This window comes from Mycolicibacterium houstonense (assembly GCF_900078665.2).
Lineage (GTDB): Bacteria > Actinomycetota > Actinomycetes > Mycobacteriales > Mycobacteriaceae > Mycobacterium > Mycobacterium houstonense.
Genome location: NZ_LT546207.1, coordinates 4,644,060 through 4,661,823, shown reverse-complemented (window position 1 = coordinate 4,661,823; position 17,764 = coordinate 4,644,060). Strand labels below are relative to the sequence as shown.

Genomic DNA, 17,764 nt, shown 5'->3' with positions numbered 1-17,764 from the left:
GCCCAACGCGGCCGGCGCGGCCAACGCCGGGACTGCCAGCACCGCGTACCTGAGGACTTCACGCCGTGAAGCAAATGGCGTCACGGCGTGAGCGTAGCCAGGGATACGGTGCATCTCCAGCCCCTGCCGGAACCGGACTCGCGGAATGGCTACCTCCGGCTTCGTTGGCGAAACAGGTCCGTACCGCCGACAGATGAACCAAAATGGCTAGTCGCAGCTGACTACCGACGCTCTGGCGGAACCACCGTGGCACGAGACGTGATCGCCGTCGACACAACGCTCGATCACCCCTGCCCGGAAATCTGGCCCATCCTGGAGGCACCGAATCTGTACCCACGGTTCTTTCGCGGCGTCGGTTCGTGCGAACAGGTCGCCGGAGACCCGCAGTTGTTCGAGGTGCGGGTGGCCACCCCGCGCGGTGCCGTCGTGGTCCATGACATGCGCAGGACGGTCCGCCTGCCCGGTACGGAGCTGCGCCTGGATGCACCGCAGACGGGCCGTTGTTTCGCCTCGATTCGGCTGACCCCGCAAGGAAGCGGCGCCCGGATCGCCCTGAGGATCTTCGCCGTCGGCGCGCTGCATCCCGACATCGCCAAAGCCAGTGACAGCGCCGTCGAGAATTGGATCCGCGAAGGGCTGCAGCGAATCTCGGACCATCTCACCGGCAGGCCGACCGCACAGCTGGTCAACATGGGCGACGGTCGATCGCTGCATCTCAACGTCTTGAAGACCATGATCACCAGCGGTGTGGTGCGCGCATCTCGACCCGATCGCGGTCTTCGCCAACTCAATTCGCTTGCCAAATGGGGGTTCACGCTCGCCGGTGGACTCACGGCGGCCGCCGTGCGATCACCACGCACCACGGCATCGATAGACCGGTACGGGACGTCGACGTACGCCGATCTGGCCGAGCGCACCAGCCAGTTGGCGTCGGGCCTTGCGGTAATCGGTTTCACCAGCGACAGCACGTTCGCGGTTCTCGCCCGCAACCATTCGGCCATGTTCGAGTGCATGGTGGCGGCCAGCAAGCTGGGTGCCGACCTGGTGTTGCTCAACACCGGCCTGGCCGCTCGCGCGATCGAGGACATCGTCAACCGTCACGACGTCGACGCCATCTTCGTCGACGGTGACTTCGAACCTGAGGTGCGGTATGTGCCCGCGGATATCCCGCGAATCTCACTGCGCGCCAATTCGGCCACCCCGCAGCGCCGCTCGATCGAAGACCTCATCGCGACCGGCACCGGTGCGGCATCGGTGGCCCCACCGAAACAACCCGGCAGGCTGATAGCTCTCACCTCGGGCACCACCGGCACGCCCAAGGGCGCCCGGCGTCCCACTCCGCCCGGCTTCGGCGCGATCGCCGCGATGTTGTCGCGCATGCCGCTGCACCACGGCGAGGTAATGCTGCTGTGTGCGCCGCTGTTTCACACCTGGGGCCTGGCCGCGCTACAAGTGAGTGCCCCACTGCTGGCCACGGTGGTGCTGATGGACCGGTTCGACGCCGAAGAATGCCTCAAAGCCGTTGAGCGCCATCGTTGCACCGTGCTGGTCTTGGTTCCGGTGATGCTGCAGCGCATTCTCGAGTTGCCTGCCGACGTGGTCGGCCGATACGACACCTCATCACTGAAGGTGGTCGCGAGCAGCGGGTCTCCTATTCCGGGCGCTGCCGTCACCAAGTTCATGGAGACCTTCGGCGACGTGCTGTACAACTTCTACGGGTCCACCGAGGTGTCTTGGGCGACGATCGCCGACCCCGCCGACCTGCGCGTCGCCCCGACCACGGCGGGTCGGCCACCCCTGGGTACTCGCATCGCCATTCTCGACGACCACGGTGGCATCGCCCCGGTCGGCGCCGTCGGCCGGATCTTCGTCGGCAATGACATGTTGTTCGACGGCTACACGAATGCGGCATCGCCTGCCGTCGAAGACCGGCTGATGGATACCGGCGATCTCGGCTACGTCGATGGCTCCGGACGACTCTTCGTGGCCGGACGTGACGACGACATGATCATTTCCGGCGGTGAGAACGTTTTTCCGCGGCCGGTGGAGGAAGCCATCGCCGTCTTGCCACAGGTCGCCGACGTCGCGGTGGTCGGCGTTCCAGATCCGGAGTTCGGTCAACGCCTGGCGGCGTTCGTCGTCCGAACCGAGGGCGCGTCGCTCGACGAAGACACCGTCAAGAACTACGTCCGCAACCGCCTGAGCCGCTTCTCGATTCCACGTGATGTCAGGTTCGTCGATCGGCTTCCCCGCACCGCCACGGGGAAGGTCTTGAAGCGCCATCTGATCGAGAATCAGTTCCCGCTGGAAACGGGGTGGCCGGGCGAGCTGTGACCTGGCCGCCGGATAACGGAATGTCATCGAACGCGTCCCGCCCGGCGAGGCCTCAACAGTAACAAGCGTCACTTGGTTAACATCACGCCGTGAAGGTTTCCCGGCGTGACGCACTGCGCTATGCCACCGCGGTGTCGGCGCTGGCCGGACTGGGCGCGGCAACCGCAGGTCTCGGCGCGCCCCCCGCGTCCGCCGCCGCCCCCACGTTGATCGACTTCGCCATGCGTCAGATCCCGGCCCGCGACATCCGGGCCGCAGGCCACTCCGGGGTGATCAACTACGTATCGACGTCGCGGCCCGGCTCATCCTTCGGCGCCAAGCCGATCACCCTTCCCTACGCCCGAGAGCTGACCGCCGCCGGACTGGTGATCGTCAGCAACTACCAGTACGGCAAGCCGGGGGGAACGGCCCCGTCGGACTTCACGCGCGGGTATGCCGGCGGTGTCGCCGATGCGCGCACCGCCTGGAATCTGCACACTGCGGCAGGTGGCGGCCGGAGCGCACCGATCTTCTTCAGCGTCGACGACGACATCGACCGCAACACCTGGAATTCCGTTGCGCTGCCGTGGTTTCGCGGAATCAACTCGGTGCTCGGCGTGCAGCGCACCGGCATCTACGCGGGCATCAGGCCGTGCCAGTGGGCCATTGCCGACGGCGTCATAGGGAGATCGAGCACGCCCGGTCGCGCGTGGGCCTGGCAGACCCGGTCTTGGTCAGGCGGGCAGGTCCACCCCGCCGCCGTTCTGTACCAGCGCATCATCGACACCGCGTCGAATCCCGGACCGGTGGTCGGCGGTCTACGTGTCGACGTCAACGACGTCCTGGCGCAGGATTGCGGGCAATGGAACCTGCATCCGTGACGTCGGCGGACCGGCCGCCCCGGCGCACCATCCAGAGATGACACCCGCCCGCAGCAGGGCCGCGTGGTGCGCACTGTTACTCGGCGCGACCGTCGCCATCGGTCCCGGCCCGTCGGCTCTCCCGGCACGGGCCGATCCCGTCGTCACCACGACCGCCCCGACACCCGAGGGCTTCGCCTACCAACCTTTGTGGCCGTTCGCATCGCGCGGCGAGGCGGACCGCTGGCTTCGGGAGGGCACCGCCGCGGAGCCCTGGCACGCCGACCCGAAGGCCACTGCACTGCTGTTCGCCCAGGACTACTTGGGGTTCAAGGAGATCAACCGAACCACCACGGTTACCGAACACGCCGACGAGGCCTGGGTGGGCGTCGGCTACGCGTTGCCCACCGATGTGCTCACAACGGCCGCAACAATCCACCTGGCGCGCTTCGGCACCGACCCGAACTCGCCGTGGGAGGTGGTCGGCAGCCGCGACGACGTGCTCACCCTGTCCACACCTCAGTACGCCAGCGCCGCGGCCGCTGTGATCGAAGCGGGCGGCACCATCACCGGGGTCGATGAAAGCCTGCACCTGCAGGCCCGCCAAAGCACTCAGGAGAACCCGCTCGGGGACTACTGCTGCGTCTCCGCGGGTGGCGAGGCCGAGCCGTGGTCGGCGACGCTCCAGATTTCGCCGCCACCACAGCCGGGTGCTTTGACGTTGGTGGTGTGGACCGGTGGGCACGTCGCCGAAGTCGAGAAATTTGCCGTCACCGGCCTGCGGGTCCCGTAGCGCGCCGTCGGCAGAATCTCTCGGTCAGCGACGCGGTGTCGTGGTGATGTGCACGTGGTCGTAGTGGCCGTAACCCGACGCCTGCGGACCGGACGGCGTGTAGTAGGTGCCGCGCCAGATCACGTCCTGCAATCCGAATCGGGCCGCATTGCTCATCGCGAACGCGAGGATCTCGTCGCCGAGCGCGATGCCCTCGGGGCTTTCGGGATTGGGAATCATGATGTCGATCGCCAGACCATTGGGATGCCAGGGCTTCGAGTCCGGCCGCACGCCGTCGATGTCCGAGATCTGCGGAAACCGTGCGCTGACGGCCCGGGCGGCCAGGATGGTGTTGGGTTGTAGCCCGATCTCGGAGGCCACACCGACAGGCAATGCCTCCGGGATATCTGCGGCGGGAACCGAGTCGCCGGGAGGCATGACGGCCATCGCGGCGTTGTCGACAACCGCTTGCTGTTGCGGTGTCAATGCCCCGTACTGAGCCTCGGCCTCGGCGATCTGGCGCAACAACTCCTTCAACTTGGCCTGCAGGTCAGCGCGCACCGCGGACGCTTGCTCGGCGGCGGCACGGGCGTCGGCGGCAGATCCCTCCGAAGCGTGGGCGGCGGCGGCCGCGCGTTCGTGCGCCGACTTGAAGGCCAACATGTCATCCGCCGTCTTGGCGGCGACCACCCGCTGGAGCGACAACCGGTCGATCAGGTGTTGCGGCGAGGCCGCCGTCAGCACCGCCGCCATCTGACCGTCGCCACCACTCATGTAGGTCATCGCCGCGATCCGGTTCACCGCGGCTTGATACGGCTGAAGCCGGGCATTCGCGTCCTCGAGCGCCTTCAGGTCGGCGCGGTGGCGTTCCTCGGCCGAGGTCTGAGCAGCCACTTTGGCGTCGACATCGCGCTGGGCATTCGTCACGGCCTCGCGACTCTCGATCGCCTGCCGGGACAGCTCCTGGACCTTGGCCATCGCGTCGGCGGCAGGGTCCGCCTTGGCATCGCCGCCCATCAATGTCGTGAGCACCAGGACCGCAGCCGCCGAGCCGCACGCCGTTCGCCGAAGTACATGGCGTAACGAGGTCATGCGAATTGTCATGATCTTTCGCTGCAAGGACCGTTCCTGGTCCGGCTGAGGAGGTCTCGGACAGGCTACGAACTGCCATGGACGATGTCTAGTCCGCCGTTGAGTCTGTTCGATCGCCTCGGCGCGACCGTTCGGGTGCGATCACTTCGCTGCGAGCTTGATGAGGTAATCCTTGGTATCGCTGATATGGACGCTCATGTCCATGACGTAGACATTGCCCGCGGCGTCGACAGTGATCGCGGATGGGCGGCGGAGACCGTTGAACGGGAGTTGGATCCAGTCACCTCCGCCGGCCGGCAGCCGGGACACGGTGGCTGCCTGACGATCGGCGGCGTAGAGATTGCCGGCGGAGTCCACCGCCAGACCACTCACGTTGTCCGGCACCCCCGCAACCGGTTCTGGCGTCTTCGCGTTCTTCGCGATCTTCACGATCTCGCCGCCCATTCCTGCGTACAGGGTGTCATCGGCATCGATCACCAAGTGCCCCAACCCGTCGGCGAATTCGACGGGAAGCTCGCTCGGTGCGCTCGCACCGGGCGCGAGCTTCAACAGCTTTTTGCGCTGGTTGTCGGCCACGTACACCGCACCGTCCCCGCCCACCGCCATCTGGCTGTGCTTGGTGAGCTTGCCGAAGGGTAGCGGTGTCGCGGTGGTGGAGCCGGGCGCGATCGTCTCCGCGCTTCCGCCTAGAGTGAGGTAGGACAGCCGGCCGTCGGGCGCAACCCCGAACGTCGTCACGGGAGGGTTCCCGCTGGACTTCATCGGAGTCGGCTCCGTCGCCCCCGAGGCTAGTGTCGCGAACCCGCCCGTACCGCCGAGATAGACGATGTTCTTCGCGTCGGCGCCCATCTGCCGGTACTCGAACCAGGCAAACGGAACCCTGGTCTGCTCGCCCGACTGCACCGGCACGTCCGGCCCCAGGGCAGTCGGCGCAGAACCCGGCGAACATGCCACCAGGGCGCCGACCACGACGGTGGCGACCACGCCGACGATGAATCCTTGCCGCAGGCGCGGTGTCAGTTTCCCCATCCCCACGGACCGGATACTAGGCGTGCCTTCCCCGGGACACCCGCTCCTCCAGATCCTCGAACGCTGCGTCATTCATTCGTCCACCATGGCCGTCACGTCTCAGACCACGAGCGGGGCCGATAGGCTGAGCCAACCGGCAGGCGCAGAGTCCATCTCACTCCCCTGGCTCTGGATGATTTGGAGGACTGATGCACAGGCGACCCTCGAAGCCGGCCATGACGACCATGGCGATCGTCATCGCGGCGCTGCTCGTCACCGGTTGTGAGGCGCAGGCCTGTGGCATGCCACCGGCTGACAACGCTCCCTTGGCACCAGTTATCGCCCCGCGCGCGCCCGTCGCGTCGTTCGACGGTCTCGATGCCCGCACCCGTCAGGCCACGGCCGATGCGGCCGAGGCCGGAGCCGACATCGAGGTCGTCGTGCTGGATCGCGAAACCGGCCAGCTCATCTCGAACGGCTCCAACCAACCCTTCCCGATCGCCTCGGTGGTGAAGCTGTTCATCGCCGACGACCTGCTGCTGCAGGAATCCAAAGGCGAGACGAAACTGACTGCGGCCGACCGCAACTCGCTCGACGTCATGCTGCGGTCCTCCGACGACAGCGCGGCTCAGACCTTTTGGGATCGCAGCGGAGGCAACGCCGTCATCGCCCGCATCGTGGCGCGCTACGGGTTGACCGGCACCACCGCGCCCTACAACGGGCACTGGGACGTCACCCAGAGCACCGCGAGCGACCTCGTCCGCTACTACGACAAGCTGTTGAACGGCAGCGGCGGGCTGCCCCCCGAGCGGGCCGAGGTGATCATCGGCAACCTGGCGCAGTTCACCCCGACGGGCAACGACGGGTACCCGCAACGCTTCGGCATCCCGGATGGCCTCTTCGCCGAGACCGTCGCGGTCAAGCAGGGGTGGTTCTGCTGCTGGAACGGGGCCAACCAGCTGCACGTGTCCACCGGCGTCATCGGGCCCGAGCGCCGCTACGTGATGGCGATCAGCTCACTGCAACCGGTGAGTGAAACCGCCGCTCGCAACACCATCACCCAGGCCGTCAAGACGATGTTCCCGGGCGGACACATCTGACGCCCTGCTCGTCGTGAGGGTCGACTCAGATCAGGTCAGGTAGTCCTCGCCACCGACATAGGTCATGTCGCGATGGCCGGAATCCATTGCTGCCCATGCGATTGCGCTCGCGAACTCCTCGACCGTCGGAAGCACCGCCCGATCACGGCGGGCATCGACGGCGGCGGGGTCGCGCCGTTCGAGCAGTCGGACGATGATGGTCCCGTCAATCATGTCGCCGGACACGACCTTGAGTGCGACTCCGCGTTCGGGTACGCGTCCCCCGAGCTTGCTGGCGATACCGCGAACAACTACGAACCGGCCGGGCGCTTCCTGGTCCTCTGCGGGGATGACTTCGACCAGGCAACCGCCTCCGAAGCTCAACTTGGCGGTGCAGCAATAGCATTCGCCTGCGCCGCCCAACAATTCCGCCTCGCCCGCAGCACCCTCGGCGGGCGCCATGACTTCGCCGACACCGCGTACCCGGGCGCCAACCTCTATGCCATCGCACCGCCGGGGACCTTCACACACGTATCGAAGCCCTGCTTGCCGCAGCGCCTGTCGATCTGCAACGCATCTGCGGCGAAGAAGCAGCCGTGACGGTTGCTGCTATCGAGGCCGGTCAACGACAGCGGGATGGGTCCGTGACCAACTGGGTAGCACCGTGCGGACCGCAGACGATATTGAGGCCGCTACTTATATTTGCTTGGCAGTCTGCACCCGGTGCTGCCGGTGATCAGTGCCGCGGCCTGGGAACCGAAGCGCAGTGTCGTCCCGGTGTCGCTGCTGAATTGCAGGTCGTGATCGTTGGGGTGGTCCTTGAACACGGTGAGCTCGTTTGCACCTAACGAAGAGGCGGCTTGTTGGGCCAGATCGAGAGCCTGCTTCCAGTTCTGTTCGGGAATCGGGGTGTCGGATACGTAGTTTCGTAGCAGTATCAGTTGTCCGTCTGATTGCTCGTACGGTGGATTGCAGCCGCCTCTGCTGTCTGTACGTCGCCATTCCCAGGTCACAGACGGAGCGATGGCGGTGATCTGCTGGCCGAGCTTGATAATCGCGGACTCCACTTGCGTGTGTGTGTCCTCAAGTGACGGCAGGGTTTTCAGAGTGTCTGCTGCTTGGCTGGCTTGGCCGGCGTCGGTGGGCTTGTATGGATTGCTCACGTGGCATCCTGTCCCTAATAGCGCAATCGAGGCGAGGCACATAATCGCGCTGAGTTGGTGGTGGACGGTGCGGTTCAAGGTCATAGGCGCTGTGCTCACTTGTCCGGGATCGGGGCTCTGCCTGCCACGACGGCAGCGATGTTGTAGCCGCTGATGCGAGGCTGATTGTTATCGCCCAGCTGAGGGTATTGGCTATGCGCATGCGGACCGCTGACTCCTTCTAGCGTGCGGCCATCGGGCACCGTGGTGGGGGCGGTGGCGAGCTGGGTGAAGTTGGGGTTGGTGGCTGGGTTCGGGCCGAAGTCGCCGAATTCGTCGTTGAGGTACGAACCGATAATCGGGATGCCCTGGATCAAGGATCTGGCGTCGTACACACCCTGAATGGGATCGTCCGGGGCTTCCATCGCGTAAACGTGGCCTGGTTGCATCTGTAGGTCTTGCGGTGTGGACGCTTCGATACCGGGCGAACCGTAGAACAGGACGTTGTCGACACCGTGGTTACCGGGCTCCTGCAGAGCCAGACCGGTGGTGAGCGAACCGTAGGAGTGTCCGATCGCGGTGAGGTCCAATGGGCCCTGGTGTGCTGCGTTGATGCCGTCATAGAACCCGGCCAGGTCGTGTGCGCCGGCACGGGCCATGTCGTCATGCATGACGTCCCACACGCCATCCGCCGACATACCAAACTGATCCCAGCCGGGAACCTGAGGGATGTCATAACCGATCCATGCAATGGCAGCGACGGTCTCGTCACCCCGCTTGGCCAGATCGAGTTGGTCAAGCGCTTCTTTGCGAACATTCATGGCCTCATTGGCCATACCCTCAATGGAACTGTGCACGGTGGTGTTCAGGCCCGGAGCCGTCACCGAGACGTGATCGGCGGTGTCAGGATCTCCCACGGCGATGGCGGCATGAACCTGCTCGCCGGATTTGGTGTCCAGCAACATGAGCTTGCGTTCGGGATTGTCGCGGACGGCCCTGTCGATGGCCTGCAGATCAGGCAGGTACCTGGCGCCGTTCTGCGCGTCGTTGAGCTCCCGCTGCCACGCCTCGTACTTGGGCCGGTCAGCGAAGATCGCGCCGGGCTCGTTCGGGGGCGGGATGTTCTTGCCGTCAGCCCAGTCGGGGTGCTGCGCCGTGAGAGCATCTACGCGGTCCTGGGCAGCCTGTGCCCGGGGCAGTTCGCGGTCCAACGTCTGGCGGTTGTAGTAATCCTGGTCCACGCCAGGCATACCGTTGTGGTTGGCGATCGTGGGGTCCCGCTGATAGAGCGCGTCACGTTCTTCTGGCGTCAGGCCCTCCCAAAAGTCACGAACGCCCCAGTTGTCTGCGTTCTCGACGTGTGTCTCACGGAGCGCACGTGCCCTCACGTGACCACGATGGTGCGGGCGTCGCTTTCGGTCTCAGCTGCCGGCCCACCCGCCGTCACGAACGCCTGAACGACGTACGTCCCGGGCGCCAGGCCGAGTTGACTGGCCTGGGAGAGGTCTGCGCATCCGTTGGCGCCCGTCAAGAGGTGGACAAGCGTTGATTCGCCTGCAGCGTTGGTGACTTCGACAGTGATCGGGACATCTGGAATGCCAACGCAAACGATGCCGGTCAAGCCGCCACGTTGATTGGCGGCGACCCGCCAGGTCATGTCGACCTTCTTGTTTGCCTTGACATCAGCGAGGATGCCACCGATCGGGAGGTATCGGTGATCGTCGAATGTCGTCCACCCCTCGACTCGGGCCAAGGCCGCGTTCTCGATCCGCTCATGCCGATCCGGTTCAGGAGAAAACGAGTACGGCGCATTGAGGTCGGTCCAGATCACGACCACTACCGCGTGCTCCCCGCGCGGGCCGGTCCACACCCATTGATGGTTTACGACGCAGTGCCAACCGAACGGCAGCCCTCGGGCCAGCAGGTCGACCTTCTTGTATATCGTGAACGGGTTGCGCACCGCGGCATCGAACATCACCGGATCGTGGCTTGATGCCCCTGCCGAGTCGAAGGTGAAGACGTTCTCCTGAGTCCGGTTGTTGTTCGTCTCGATCTCCCCGGCCTGAGGGAAGATTGCCACTTTTATGCAGGAATGTTTGTCGGCTTCTGGTTGCCATATGGTGTCGACGACGTGCTCTCCACTGCCGGGTACCGCGGGGTCGAAGCCGGTGACCGTCGGCAACACTTTCGTTTCCCTGAGTTCCCAGTTGCCGTTGTCGCCGATTCCGGGCGGGGAGGCAGTATAGATGCTCACGTAGACGTCGTTGACCGGCTCTGGACCGGTGTTGCGAATCCGCGTATAGATTCTGTTGTCGTGTTTGACCCAGGGCCGGTCGCCGTTGCGCAGCGGCGCGGAGGTGTCGCCTGGGACGTGGTCGGCGTAGACCGGTGTCGCGCCGGAGTTGTTCCTCGGACTGTCGACCCAGATATCGGGCGTTTCCCATTCCTTCGTGTTCCACGGCGTGATCGTCAGATCGAACTTGCCGTTCGGGTCGCCTGGGATGTATTGGTTCCATCGGATCCGGACTCGGTAGACCCCGGGCCGGGCCGCCGACGTCACTGAGTCAACGTGTACCGTCAGACCCCTTGCAGCGTCGACGAATTGCTGTCCGACCTGAAGGATCGCGGCGAGCATCACCGGGCGCTCGAAAGTGTTCGACGGAGTCGTCCCCTGGCGCGCCCGCGTGACCACAACCGCCGCGTTTGTCGTCGCGTCGATGGGATTGATGCTCTGGTCGAAGACTAATCCAACGGGGATCTGACGGACCTCGACGAAATACATCAGCCCCTCGGAGACCACTATCTTCACCGTGTGCACACGTTCGGGGTCGGTATTGCGGATCGTGTTCTGTGCGGCATCGTGGGCGACGATGTCGTACACCCGATCCAGCGGCGGCGCGGTGGGAGACCACGTGAGCGTCGGGGCATTGTCGCCCGCATAGAAGTGCATGACTTCGTTGATCTGGTGGCCTCCGAACAGCGGTCCTGGATTGCAGTCCCCTGACATGCACCAGCCCTGCGCGGTACCCCTTAGGACCGTGCCGTCGGCCTGCCACTCCTCGTAGATGTCCGTCATGCCCAGCCAGTGGCCGGTTTCGTGAGCGATCCTGCCCCAGGTCGCTCCGGTGGCCACATAGTAGGAACCCTTAGTGTTGTTGAGCCGCAACGCCTTACCGGTGTCTTCGTGCGTGAACTGAATTGTTTGCGGGTTGCTCGCGCCGCGGAGGAACGGGCCGTTGACGACGACAACGATCCCAACGTAACCGTCGAGATTGAAACCCGCCGCTTTGGCAGCCTCGAGCGCGTCCATGAACAGGGCGTCATGGCGCTGGGCCAGGTTTTGGCTCTGCTCCGCCTCGTCGACGCTCGCTCTCAGCGACGTCAAATCCGCCTCGAAAGAACCGCCTAGGTAGGCGCCCATCAGCGCGATACCGCGCGCTATCGGTGTCGGTCCTTTGACGTCGACGACGGCCAGCCGACGCCGACCAATAGATACGTAGGCTTGGTTGCCGTCGGCGATGACGTCGTAGGCGGGGCCGACCAATGGCACCGATCCGCTGTCCAGTGGGGCGGCCGGGTTTGCGACGTTGTACACGGCCAGCCCCTGGTTTGCGCCCGCCGCGAAAAGGCGCGCACCAGTCAGGAACACGCCGTGGACCCGCTCGACGTTGAGGATGGCACTTAGTCGTACCGGGTTGGCCCCCGAGACATCGAGTAGCACAACGCCACCACCATCGGTCGCGGCGGCCAAAGTCGTTCCCTGTAGCGACAAGTCGAGACAGAAAGCACCGATGTTGAGTTGTCCCAACCTCATCGGGGCCGCCGGGTTGGTCGTATCGATGATTGCGATGTCCTCGTCGATGCCGATGTAGGCTCGATTCGGAGCGACGCACACTGCGCTGACCTGGCGGATCCCGTCGGTGAAGCTGCCCTTCAGTGTCGGCATCGACGTATAGGTGACGTCATAGAGGTGTAGCCCCGCACTAAGGGCGGCGACGGCACACAGATTTCCGACGACGTCCACATCCGCGAAGTAGCCTCCGCCGGCCGCGGTCTTGGTCACATACGTCGCTGGGCTGTTGGTCAGGTCGTAGACCCAGAGGCCATCGGTTCCCGCGGTGACGAGCGCTCGGTTGCTCTTGATCCGCACGCCGGTCCCGTGGAGTTTCTTCGACGTGTAGGACACAGGATTCGGCGCATTCGGGTTATCCACCTGGACTGTGGCCAGCACGTCGTCGAGGTGGGTGCCCCGCAGCTGTCCGTTGTGCATGACGGCTGCCCGTTTGGTCGCCTCAAGCAGAGCCCGTCGACGATCGTAAATATCCTCCCTCTGCCACATGTAGTAGTTGCGGTCAGCCGGCAGCGGCAGGAAGTCGGTGAAGTCGAACCGCCAACTGGTCGAGTTGTAGGAGGCTTCCCGCCAAAATCGACGCGCCGTCTGGAATCTGGCACGTTCAGCGGTCAGCGTTGCCGCGCGCTGGGCTGGTGTGCCCGGGTCGTGGTCAGTGGGGTAGACGAAGACGACCAGCACCGGCTGGTCGGCTACTCCCAGCGCCGGTGTTCCTAATTGCGGACCGTGAAAAAAGACGGGCGGGCCGGCAACGCCGAGATCGCGGACATCGGGGCGCGGCAACACCTCAAACGGCGTCACCGCGGTCGCCGTCGCGCTGGAGGTCTGGACGACGACAGGGCCCGTGACCGTATCCTCCCCGGCGAGTACGACAAGCCTCTGCGGTTCCGCGGTAATCACCAAAGCCCTCGCGCCGCCGATCGTGACCGTGACGTCATCACGGACAGCGGTAAGGCCTCCACCTTCGATGGTCACGATGGTTCCCGGCCAACCACCTGACGGTGACACGGCATCGATGTGAGGGCCGGTGACGAACGGTAGCCACCCGAGCTTATTCAGCCATTTTAGAAGCGATGCCAGCCGCCGCGAGAACAGTTCGACGAATTTCCTGAGTGACACAACATCCCCCTGCCTGAACCATCCCGGGCTTGATGCCCCCTCGGGGTTCTGTGAGCCCGGTGGGTCGGTCGATCACGTGTTGGGAATAGTACGGTTCTGGCAGAAGCCTGGCGTGAGTACTGCCCTACTCGAACGAAACCGGCGGCCCAGTGTCCGTATGCCGGATCGGATGAAGTCGCGAGCGGGAACACCCTCGATTCAACATGTTCCGCTTAGCTCGATTCGCACCGATTCACGTCAGTGGGAGTAGCAATACACACATCCAGGTCGGCGTGCAGCTGATGTCTCCAATCAAACGGCCAATTGGCCAGACAGTGGCCACCGCGATTGAGACTTGGTCACTAGACTGCGAAACTACACGCCGCCGCCGCCAGTCTTGATGCAGCCGGGCTTGAGAAAATGCAGTCAAACTTGAGAACCTACAGAAGCCGTGACTTAGCGCGCCATGTTCGTGAACCGCGAGAAGTGAAGCTGGTGCGCCACAGTGATATTGGCGGTCGGGCCGTTGCGGTGCTTGCCGAGGATGATGTCGGCTTCACCGCCACGCGGGTCTTCGCGGTCGATCGCGTCGGGGCGGTGCAGCAGCAGGACCATATCCGCATCCTGTTCCAGCGAGCCTGACTCGCGAAGGTCCGATACCTGCGGACGCTTGTCGGTGCGTTGCTCGGGACCACGGTTCAGCTGGCTGATCGCGATCACCGGCACTTCAAGTTCCTTGGCCATCAGCTTGAGGCTTCGGGAGAAATCCGAGACTTCCTGCTGGCGTGACTCGTACTTCTTGCCCGAACTCATCAGCTGCATGTAGTCGACAACCACGAGCTTCAGATCCGCCTTCTGAGCCAGCCGGCGGCCTTTGGCCCGGATCTCCATCATCGTCAGGTTCGGCGAGTCGTCGATGTAGAGCGGCGCCTCGCTGATCTCGCTCATCCGGCGGGCCAGCTTGGTCCAGTCGTCATCGCTCATCCGGCCCGAACGCATATCCGCCAGTTTGATTTTCGCCTCGGCCGAGAGCAGTCGCATAACGATCTCGGACTTGCTCATTTCCAGCGAGAAGATGACGCTGGCCATCCGGTGCTTGATCGAGCAGGACCGCATGAAATCGAGTCCCAGGGTCGATTTTCCGACACCGGGACGCGCCGCGATGATGATCATCTGTCCGGGGTGCAGGCCGTTGGTGATCTCGTCGAATTCGGTGAATCCGGTTGGCACACCGCGCGAGATGCCGCCCTGCGAGGCGATGGCATCGATCTCGTCCATGGTGGGCTGCAGCAGGTCTTCGAGCGCGACGAAGTCCTCGGAGGCGCGCCGTTCGGTGACGTCGTAGATCTCGGCCTGTGCCCGGTCGACGACATCGGTGACATCGGCGCCGTCGGCCCCGGCGTAGCCGTACTGGACCACCCGGGTACCGGCCTCCACCAACCGGCGCAACAACGCCTTCTCGGCCACGATGCCGGCATAGAAACCGGCATTGGCCGCCGTCGGCACGGTGGAGATCAGCGTGTGCAGATAGGGTGCGCCGCCGATGCGGCGCAGCAGGCCGCGGCGGTCGAGCTCGGCGGCGACGGTGACGGCGTCGGCAGGCTCGCCACGACCGTAGAGATCGAGGATCGCGTCATACACGTTCTGGTGCGCCGGGCGGTAGAAGTCACCGGGCCGCAGCCGCTCCAGGACGTCGGCGATCGCGTCCTTGCTCAACAGCATGCCGCCCAGGACAGCCTGCTCGGCCGCCATGTCCTGTGGGGGCTGCCGGCCGAAGTCCTCCCCAGGCGGAGGACCATCCATCTCCGAGTCCGGATGCCCCAGGTCGTCCACCACCGCCACGGACTCCCCACCCCCTTCCGAGACCGGCCTCACGACGTGCTCGAACATGTATTCGAATCGGTACTGCAACTGTAGAACAACGGTCCGACACTGCTGCGTGACGGAGTTGCGACGCATCACGGTAGACGTTGCTGGCGCCCACCGAAACCGCCCCTGTTGATCAACCTGTGGATGGCATGGGGATAGGTGTCGGTCGTGGTGTTGAGCCTCTGGGGAGAACCTGTGGATCAACTCGCGCCGATATGCTGTTCTTACTGGTCAGGGTGCCATAGGGGCGGTGAGTAACTGTGCATGGGAAGTTCTTCGGCGTGTCGTGCCGGGTTGCCATCCCGGGCGTGTTGTGTTGCGGCCAGGGGCCGCCTGGGTTAACACGGAGTTAGGTTCGCTGTCCAGAGTTTCGTGCATCACGTTCGCCAGACACAGCAACGCCCGGGCGGAAACCTCTGCAGGTTCCCACCCGGGCGGTTGAGTGCTGGTCGAACTACTCCGCTACGGGATTACTCCGCGACGACGTTCAGCGACACCTTGGCTTCCACCCCGGTGTGCAGCTTGACCGTCACCGGATGCGTGCCGACCGACTTGATGTGCGCCTTGGGCAGCTGCACGGTGCGCTTGTCGAGGTTCGGGCCGCCGGCCTTCTTGATCACGGCCACCACATCGGCCGCGGTCACGGAACCGAACAGCTTGCCGGTGTCGGCAGCGGCCTGGACCGGCAGCGACACCTCGCCCAGACCCTCCAGCGCGGTCTTGAGCTCGTTGGCATGCTCGACGCCCCGGATGGTCTTGGCCTCGCGCGCCCGGCGGATCTCGTCGGCCTGGCGCTCGGCACCGCGGGAGGCCACGATGGCCAGCCCACGCGGCAGCAGGTAGTTACGGCCGTAGCCGTCCTTGACCTCGACGGTGTCGCCCGCGACACCCAGGTGCTCCACCTCAGCAGTGAGAATCAGCTTCATTGGTCTATCCCCTACCGCGTCGACGAGCCGAACGGCAGCAGAGCCACCTCGCGGGCATTCTTCACCGCGATGGCGACATCGCGCTGGTGCTGGACGCAGTTGCCGGTCACCCGGCGGGCACGGATCTTGCCGCGCTCGCTGATGTAGGTGCGCAGCAGCGCGGTGTCCTTGTAGTCGATGACCTGCCCCTTACCCTTCTTGGAGCAGAACACGCACTTACGAGTCTTGACCGGCTTTTCCGGTGCCGGCCGTCGCTTTGTGGACTTGGCCATTGGTTATCTCTTCCTTGCAAAAATTTCGTTGTTGATCAGAACGGCGGCTCGTCGTCGGCCCCACTGAAGGAGCCCGACGCCGGTGCGCTACCCCACGGATCGTCCTTGGGCTCGGCCTGGCGCGAACCACCGCCGCCGCCACCGCCGAAGCCGCCACCACCGCCACCGCTGCCGCTACGGCTGGCCTTGTTGACCTTGGCCGTGGCGTAACGCAGGGACGGACCGATCTCGTCGACCTCGACCTCGACAACGGTGCGCTTCTCACCCTCGCGGGTTTCGAAGGAACGCTGCTTGAGCCGACCGGTGACGATCACCCGCGAACCCCGGGTGAGACTCTCGGCCACGTTCTCGGCCGCCTCACGCCAGATGTTGCACCGCAGGAACAGCGCCTCGCCGTCCTTCCATTCGCCGCTCTGGCGGTCGAACATTCGCGGCGTCGAAGCAACGGTGAAGTTGGCGACGGCCGCACCGGACGGGGTGAAACGCAGCTCCGGGTCAGCGGTCAGGTTTCCGACAACTGTGATGGTGGTGTCACCAGCCACGAGATCCTCCTGGGATTAGGCATGTCCGTTTGCGCGAAGCCTACGTAGGCTCGCCGACGACTCGCAGCCTTTAGTGCTTGTCGGTCCGCATCACCTTGGTCCGCAGCACGGACTCGTTCAGGTTGAGCTGACGGTCGAGCTCGGACACGGTGGCCGGTTCAGCCTTGACGTCGACGACGGCGTAGATGCCCTCGGCGTGCTTGGCGATCTCGTAGGCCAGCCGGCGACGGCCCCAGATGTCGACCTTCTCGACAGTCCCGCCATCCTTGCGGACGACGTTCAGGAACGTCTCCAGCGACGGAGCTACGGTGCGCTCGTCAAGTGTGGGGTCGAGAATGACCATGATTTCGTATGGACGCATTAGAACCTCATCACCTCCTATGGTCGTGTACGGCCACGGCGGATTCCGTGGCAGGAGGGTCGCCTGCGTCGGCAACCGGCCCAGGCTACCCGAAACGGTCCTGATCTGCGAAATCCGTATAGGGTGAGCTCCTTGGTTGTCGGAGTCGAGGGGGATCGCGTGAACTATCCGAACGGGCCGTACGGGCACGGTTTTCCAGGCCAACCCGGCCAACCGCAACAGCCCGGCTACCCGCCGCAGCCTGGCGTTCCCCACCAGGCCGGCCATCCGCAGCAACCTGGATTTCCGACTGCGTACCCACAACCGGGATATCCCCAGCCGGGAGGATTCCCACACCAGCCCTACGGGATGCCGACCGCTGAACCCAGCGGCACCACGGGAACCATCGCCGCCGTACTTGCAGCCTTGGGCGCTGTGGCGGGCCTTGGTGGCGGCGTGCTCGCAGCCATCGGCCTCTCCGCGGCGAGTGGTATGAGCAGTTTGTCCGGCGGCGTGTATGCGCTGCTGGTGGTGCTGGTCCTGTTCAACTTCGTGTTCGGCCTGATGATCGCTACCGGCGCGGTGCTGCTGTTCCAACGAA

At 64.7% G+C, this 17,764-nt stretch carries 14 protein-coding genes and 1 pseudogene; 4 read left to right on the top strand and 11 right to left on the bottom strand.

What is annotated here, in order from left to right:
- Positions 1-246: 246 nt before the first annotated feature.
- From BN4332_RS23340 to BN4332_RS23330, 3 genes are all read left to right on the top strand, one after another.
- On the top strand, positions 247-2,334 hold the full coding sequence (locus BN4332_RS23340; protein WP_066901870.1) for an AMP-binding protein: 2,088 nt from the start codon (positions 247-249) through the stop codon (positions 2,332-2,334).
- A gap of 89 nt (positions 2,335-2,423) precedes the next feature.
- Positions 2,424-3,194 carry a DUF1906 domain-containing protein gene (locus tag BN4332_RS23335; RefSeq protein ID WP_066901869.1) on the top strand — a complete coding sequence of 257 codons (771 nt, stop codon included), beginning with the start codon at positions 2,424-2,426 and terminating at the stop codon, positions 3,192-3,194.
- Between the two features lie 37 nt (positions 3,195-3,231).
- Entirely contained in the window at positions 3,232-3,966 is a 735-nt protein-coding gene (locus BN4332_RS23330) for a hypothetical protein (RefSeq protein WP_235654179.1), read from the top strand.
- 24 nt (positions 3,967-3,990) lie between these two features.
- Here BN4332_RS23330 and BN4332_RS23325 read toward each other — a convergent pair whose 3' ends face one another.
- Both BN4332_RS23325 and BN4332_RS23320 read right to left on the bottom strand, forming a co-directional pair.
- Positions 3,991-5,037, bottom strand: coding sequence for a coiled-coil domain-containing protein (locus BN4332_RS23325; protein ID WP_066901868.1), 1,047 nt, complete (start codon positions 5,035-5,037; stop codon positions 3,991-3,993).
- Between the two features lie 141 nt (positions 5,038-5,178).
- On the bottom strand, positions 5,179-6,006 hold the full coding sequence (locus BN4332_RS23320) for an NHL repeat-containing protein (protein ID WP_160110914.1): 828 nt from the start codon (positions 6,004-6,006) through the stop codon (positions 5,179-5,181).
- Positions 6,007-6,254: 248 nt separating this feature from the next.
- On the opposite strand from BN4332_RS23320, the gene BN4332_RS23315 reads away from it, so the two are divergent.
- Positions 6,255-7,145, top strand: a complete 891-nt coding sequence (locus BN4332_RS23315) for a serine hydrolase (RefSeq protein WP_066901866.1) — start codon at positions 6,255-6,257, stop codon at positions 7,143-7,145.
- A gap of 30 nt (positions 7,146-7,175) precedes the next feature.
- Here the strand turns inward: BN4332_RS23315 and BN4332_RS34610 are convergent.
- The 9 genes and pseudogenes from BN4332_RS34610 to rpsF form a co-directional block, all read right to left on the bottom strand.
- Positions 7,176-7,391 (bottom strand): annotated as a pseudogene (locus BN4332_RS34610) (SDR family oxidoreductase); the annotation flags it as partial.
- Positions 7,392-7,816: 425 nt separating this feature from the next.
- A complete protein-coding gene (locus BN4332_RS23305; RefSeq protein ID WP_074133161.1) occupies positions 7,817-8,287 on the bottom strand; it encodes an LppA family lipoprotein in 471 nt (156 codons plus the stop codon).
- 95 nt (positions 8,288-8,382) lie between these two features.
- Positions 8,383-9,654: an alpha/beta hydrolase gene (locus tag BN4332_RS23300; RefSeq protein ID WP_066901863.1), complete on the bottom strand. Its 1,272-nt coding sequence runs from the start codon at positions 9,652-9,654 to the stop codon at positions 8,383-8,385.
- Positions 9,651-13,235, bottom strand: coding sequence for an IPT/TIG domain-containing protein (locus BN4332_RS23295; RefSeq protein WP_074133160.1), 3,585 nt, complete (start codon positions 13,233-13,235; stop codon positions 9,651-9,653). Before BN4332_RS23295 ends, BN4332_RS23300 begins: the two co-directional genes overlap by 4 nt.
- A gap of 435 nt (positions 13,236-13,670) precedes the next feature.
- Complete coding sequence (gene dnaB, locus BN4332_RS23290; RefSeq protein WP_019345200.1) at positions 13,671-15,056, bottom strand: replicative DNA helicase; 1,386 nt, start codon at positions 15,054-15,056, stop codon at positions 13,671-13,673.
- A gap of 497 nt (positions 15,057-15,553) precedes the next feature.
- The gene (rplI, locus tag BN4332_RS23280) at positions 15,554-16,009 is read right to left on the bottom strand and encodes a 50S ribosomal protein L9 (RefSeq protein WP_066901860.1); all 456 of its coding nucleotides are present in this window, start codon (positions 16,007-16,009) and stop codon (positions 15,554-15,556) included.
- Positions 16,010-16,020: 11 nt separating this feature from the next.
- Positions 16,021-16,281, bottom strand: coding sequence for a 30S ribosomal protein S18 (gene rpsR / locus BN4332_RS23275; RefSeq protein ID WP_003884147.1), 261 nt, complete (start codon positions 16,279-16,281; stop codon positions 16,021-16,023).
- A 35-nt stretch (positions 16,282-16,316) separates the two neighbouring features.
- Positions 16,317-16,823 (bottom strand): single-stranded DNA-binding protein, encoded by a 507-nt coding sequence (locus BN4332_RS23270; protein ID WP_066901859.1) that lies wholly within the window; start codon positions 16,821-16,823, stop codon positions 16,317-16,319.
- 70 nt (positions 16,824-16,893) lie between these two features.
- Entirely contained in the window at positions 16,894-17,184 is a 291-nt protein-coding gene (rpsF, locus tag BN4332_RS23265) for a 30S ribosomal protein S6 (RefSeq protein WP_066901858.1), read from the bottom strand.
- Positions 17,185-17,764 lie beyond the last annotated feature (580 nt).

What these genes read in the sequence shown, in the direction of transcription:
- BN4332_RS23315 (WP_066901866.1), top strand. Translation starts at nt 6,255, where the DNA reads ATGCACAGGCGACCCTCGAAGCCGGCCATGACGACCATGGCGATCGTC.
- rpsR (WP_003884147.1), bottom strand. Translation starts at nt 16,281, where the DNA reads ATGGCCAAGTCCACAAAGCGACGGCCGGCACCGGAAAAGCCGGTCAAG.
- rpsF (WP_066901858.1), bottom strand. Translation starts at nt 17,184, where the DNA reads ATGCGTCCATACGAAATCATGGTCATTCTCGACCCCACACTTGACGAG.
- BN4332_RS23325 (WP_066901868.1), bottom strand. Translation starts at nt 5,037, where the DNA reads ATGACCTCGTTACGCCATGTACTTCGGCGAACGGCGTGCGGCTCGGCG.
- BN4332_RS23330 (WP_235654179.1), top strand. Translation starts at nt 3,232, where the DNA reads ATGACACCCGCCCGCAGCAGGGCCGCGTGGTGCGCACTGTTACTCGGC.
- rplI (WP_066901860.1), bottom strand. Translation starts at nt 16,009, where the DNA reads ATGAAGCTGATTCTCACTGCTGAGGTGGAGCACCTGGGTGTCGCGGGC.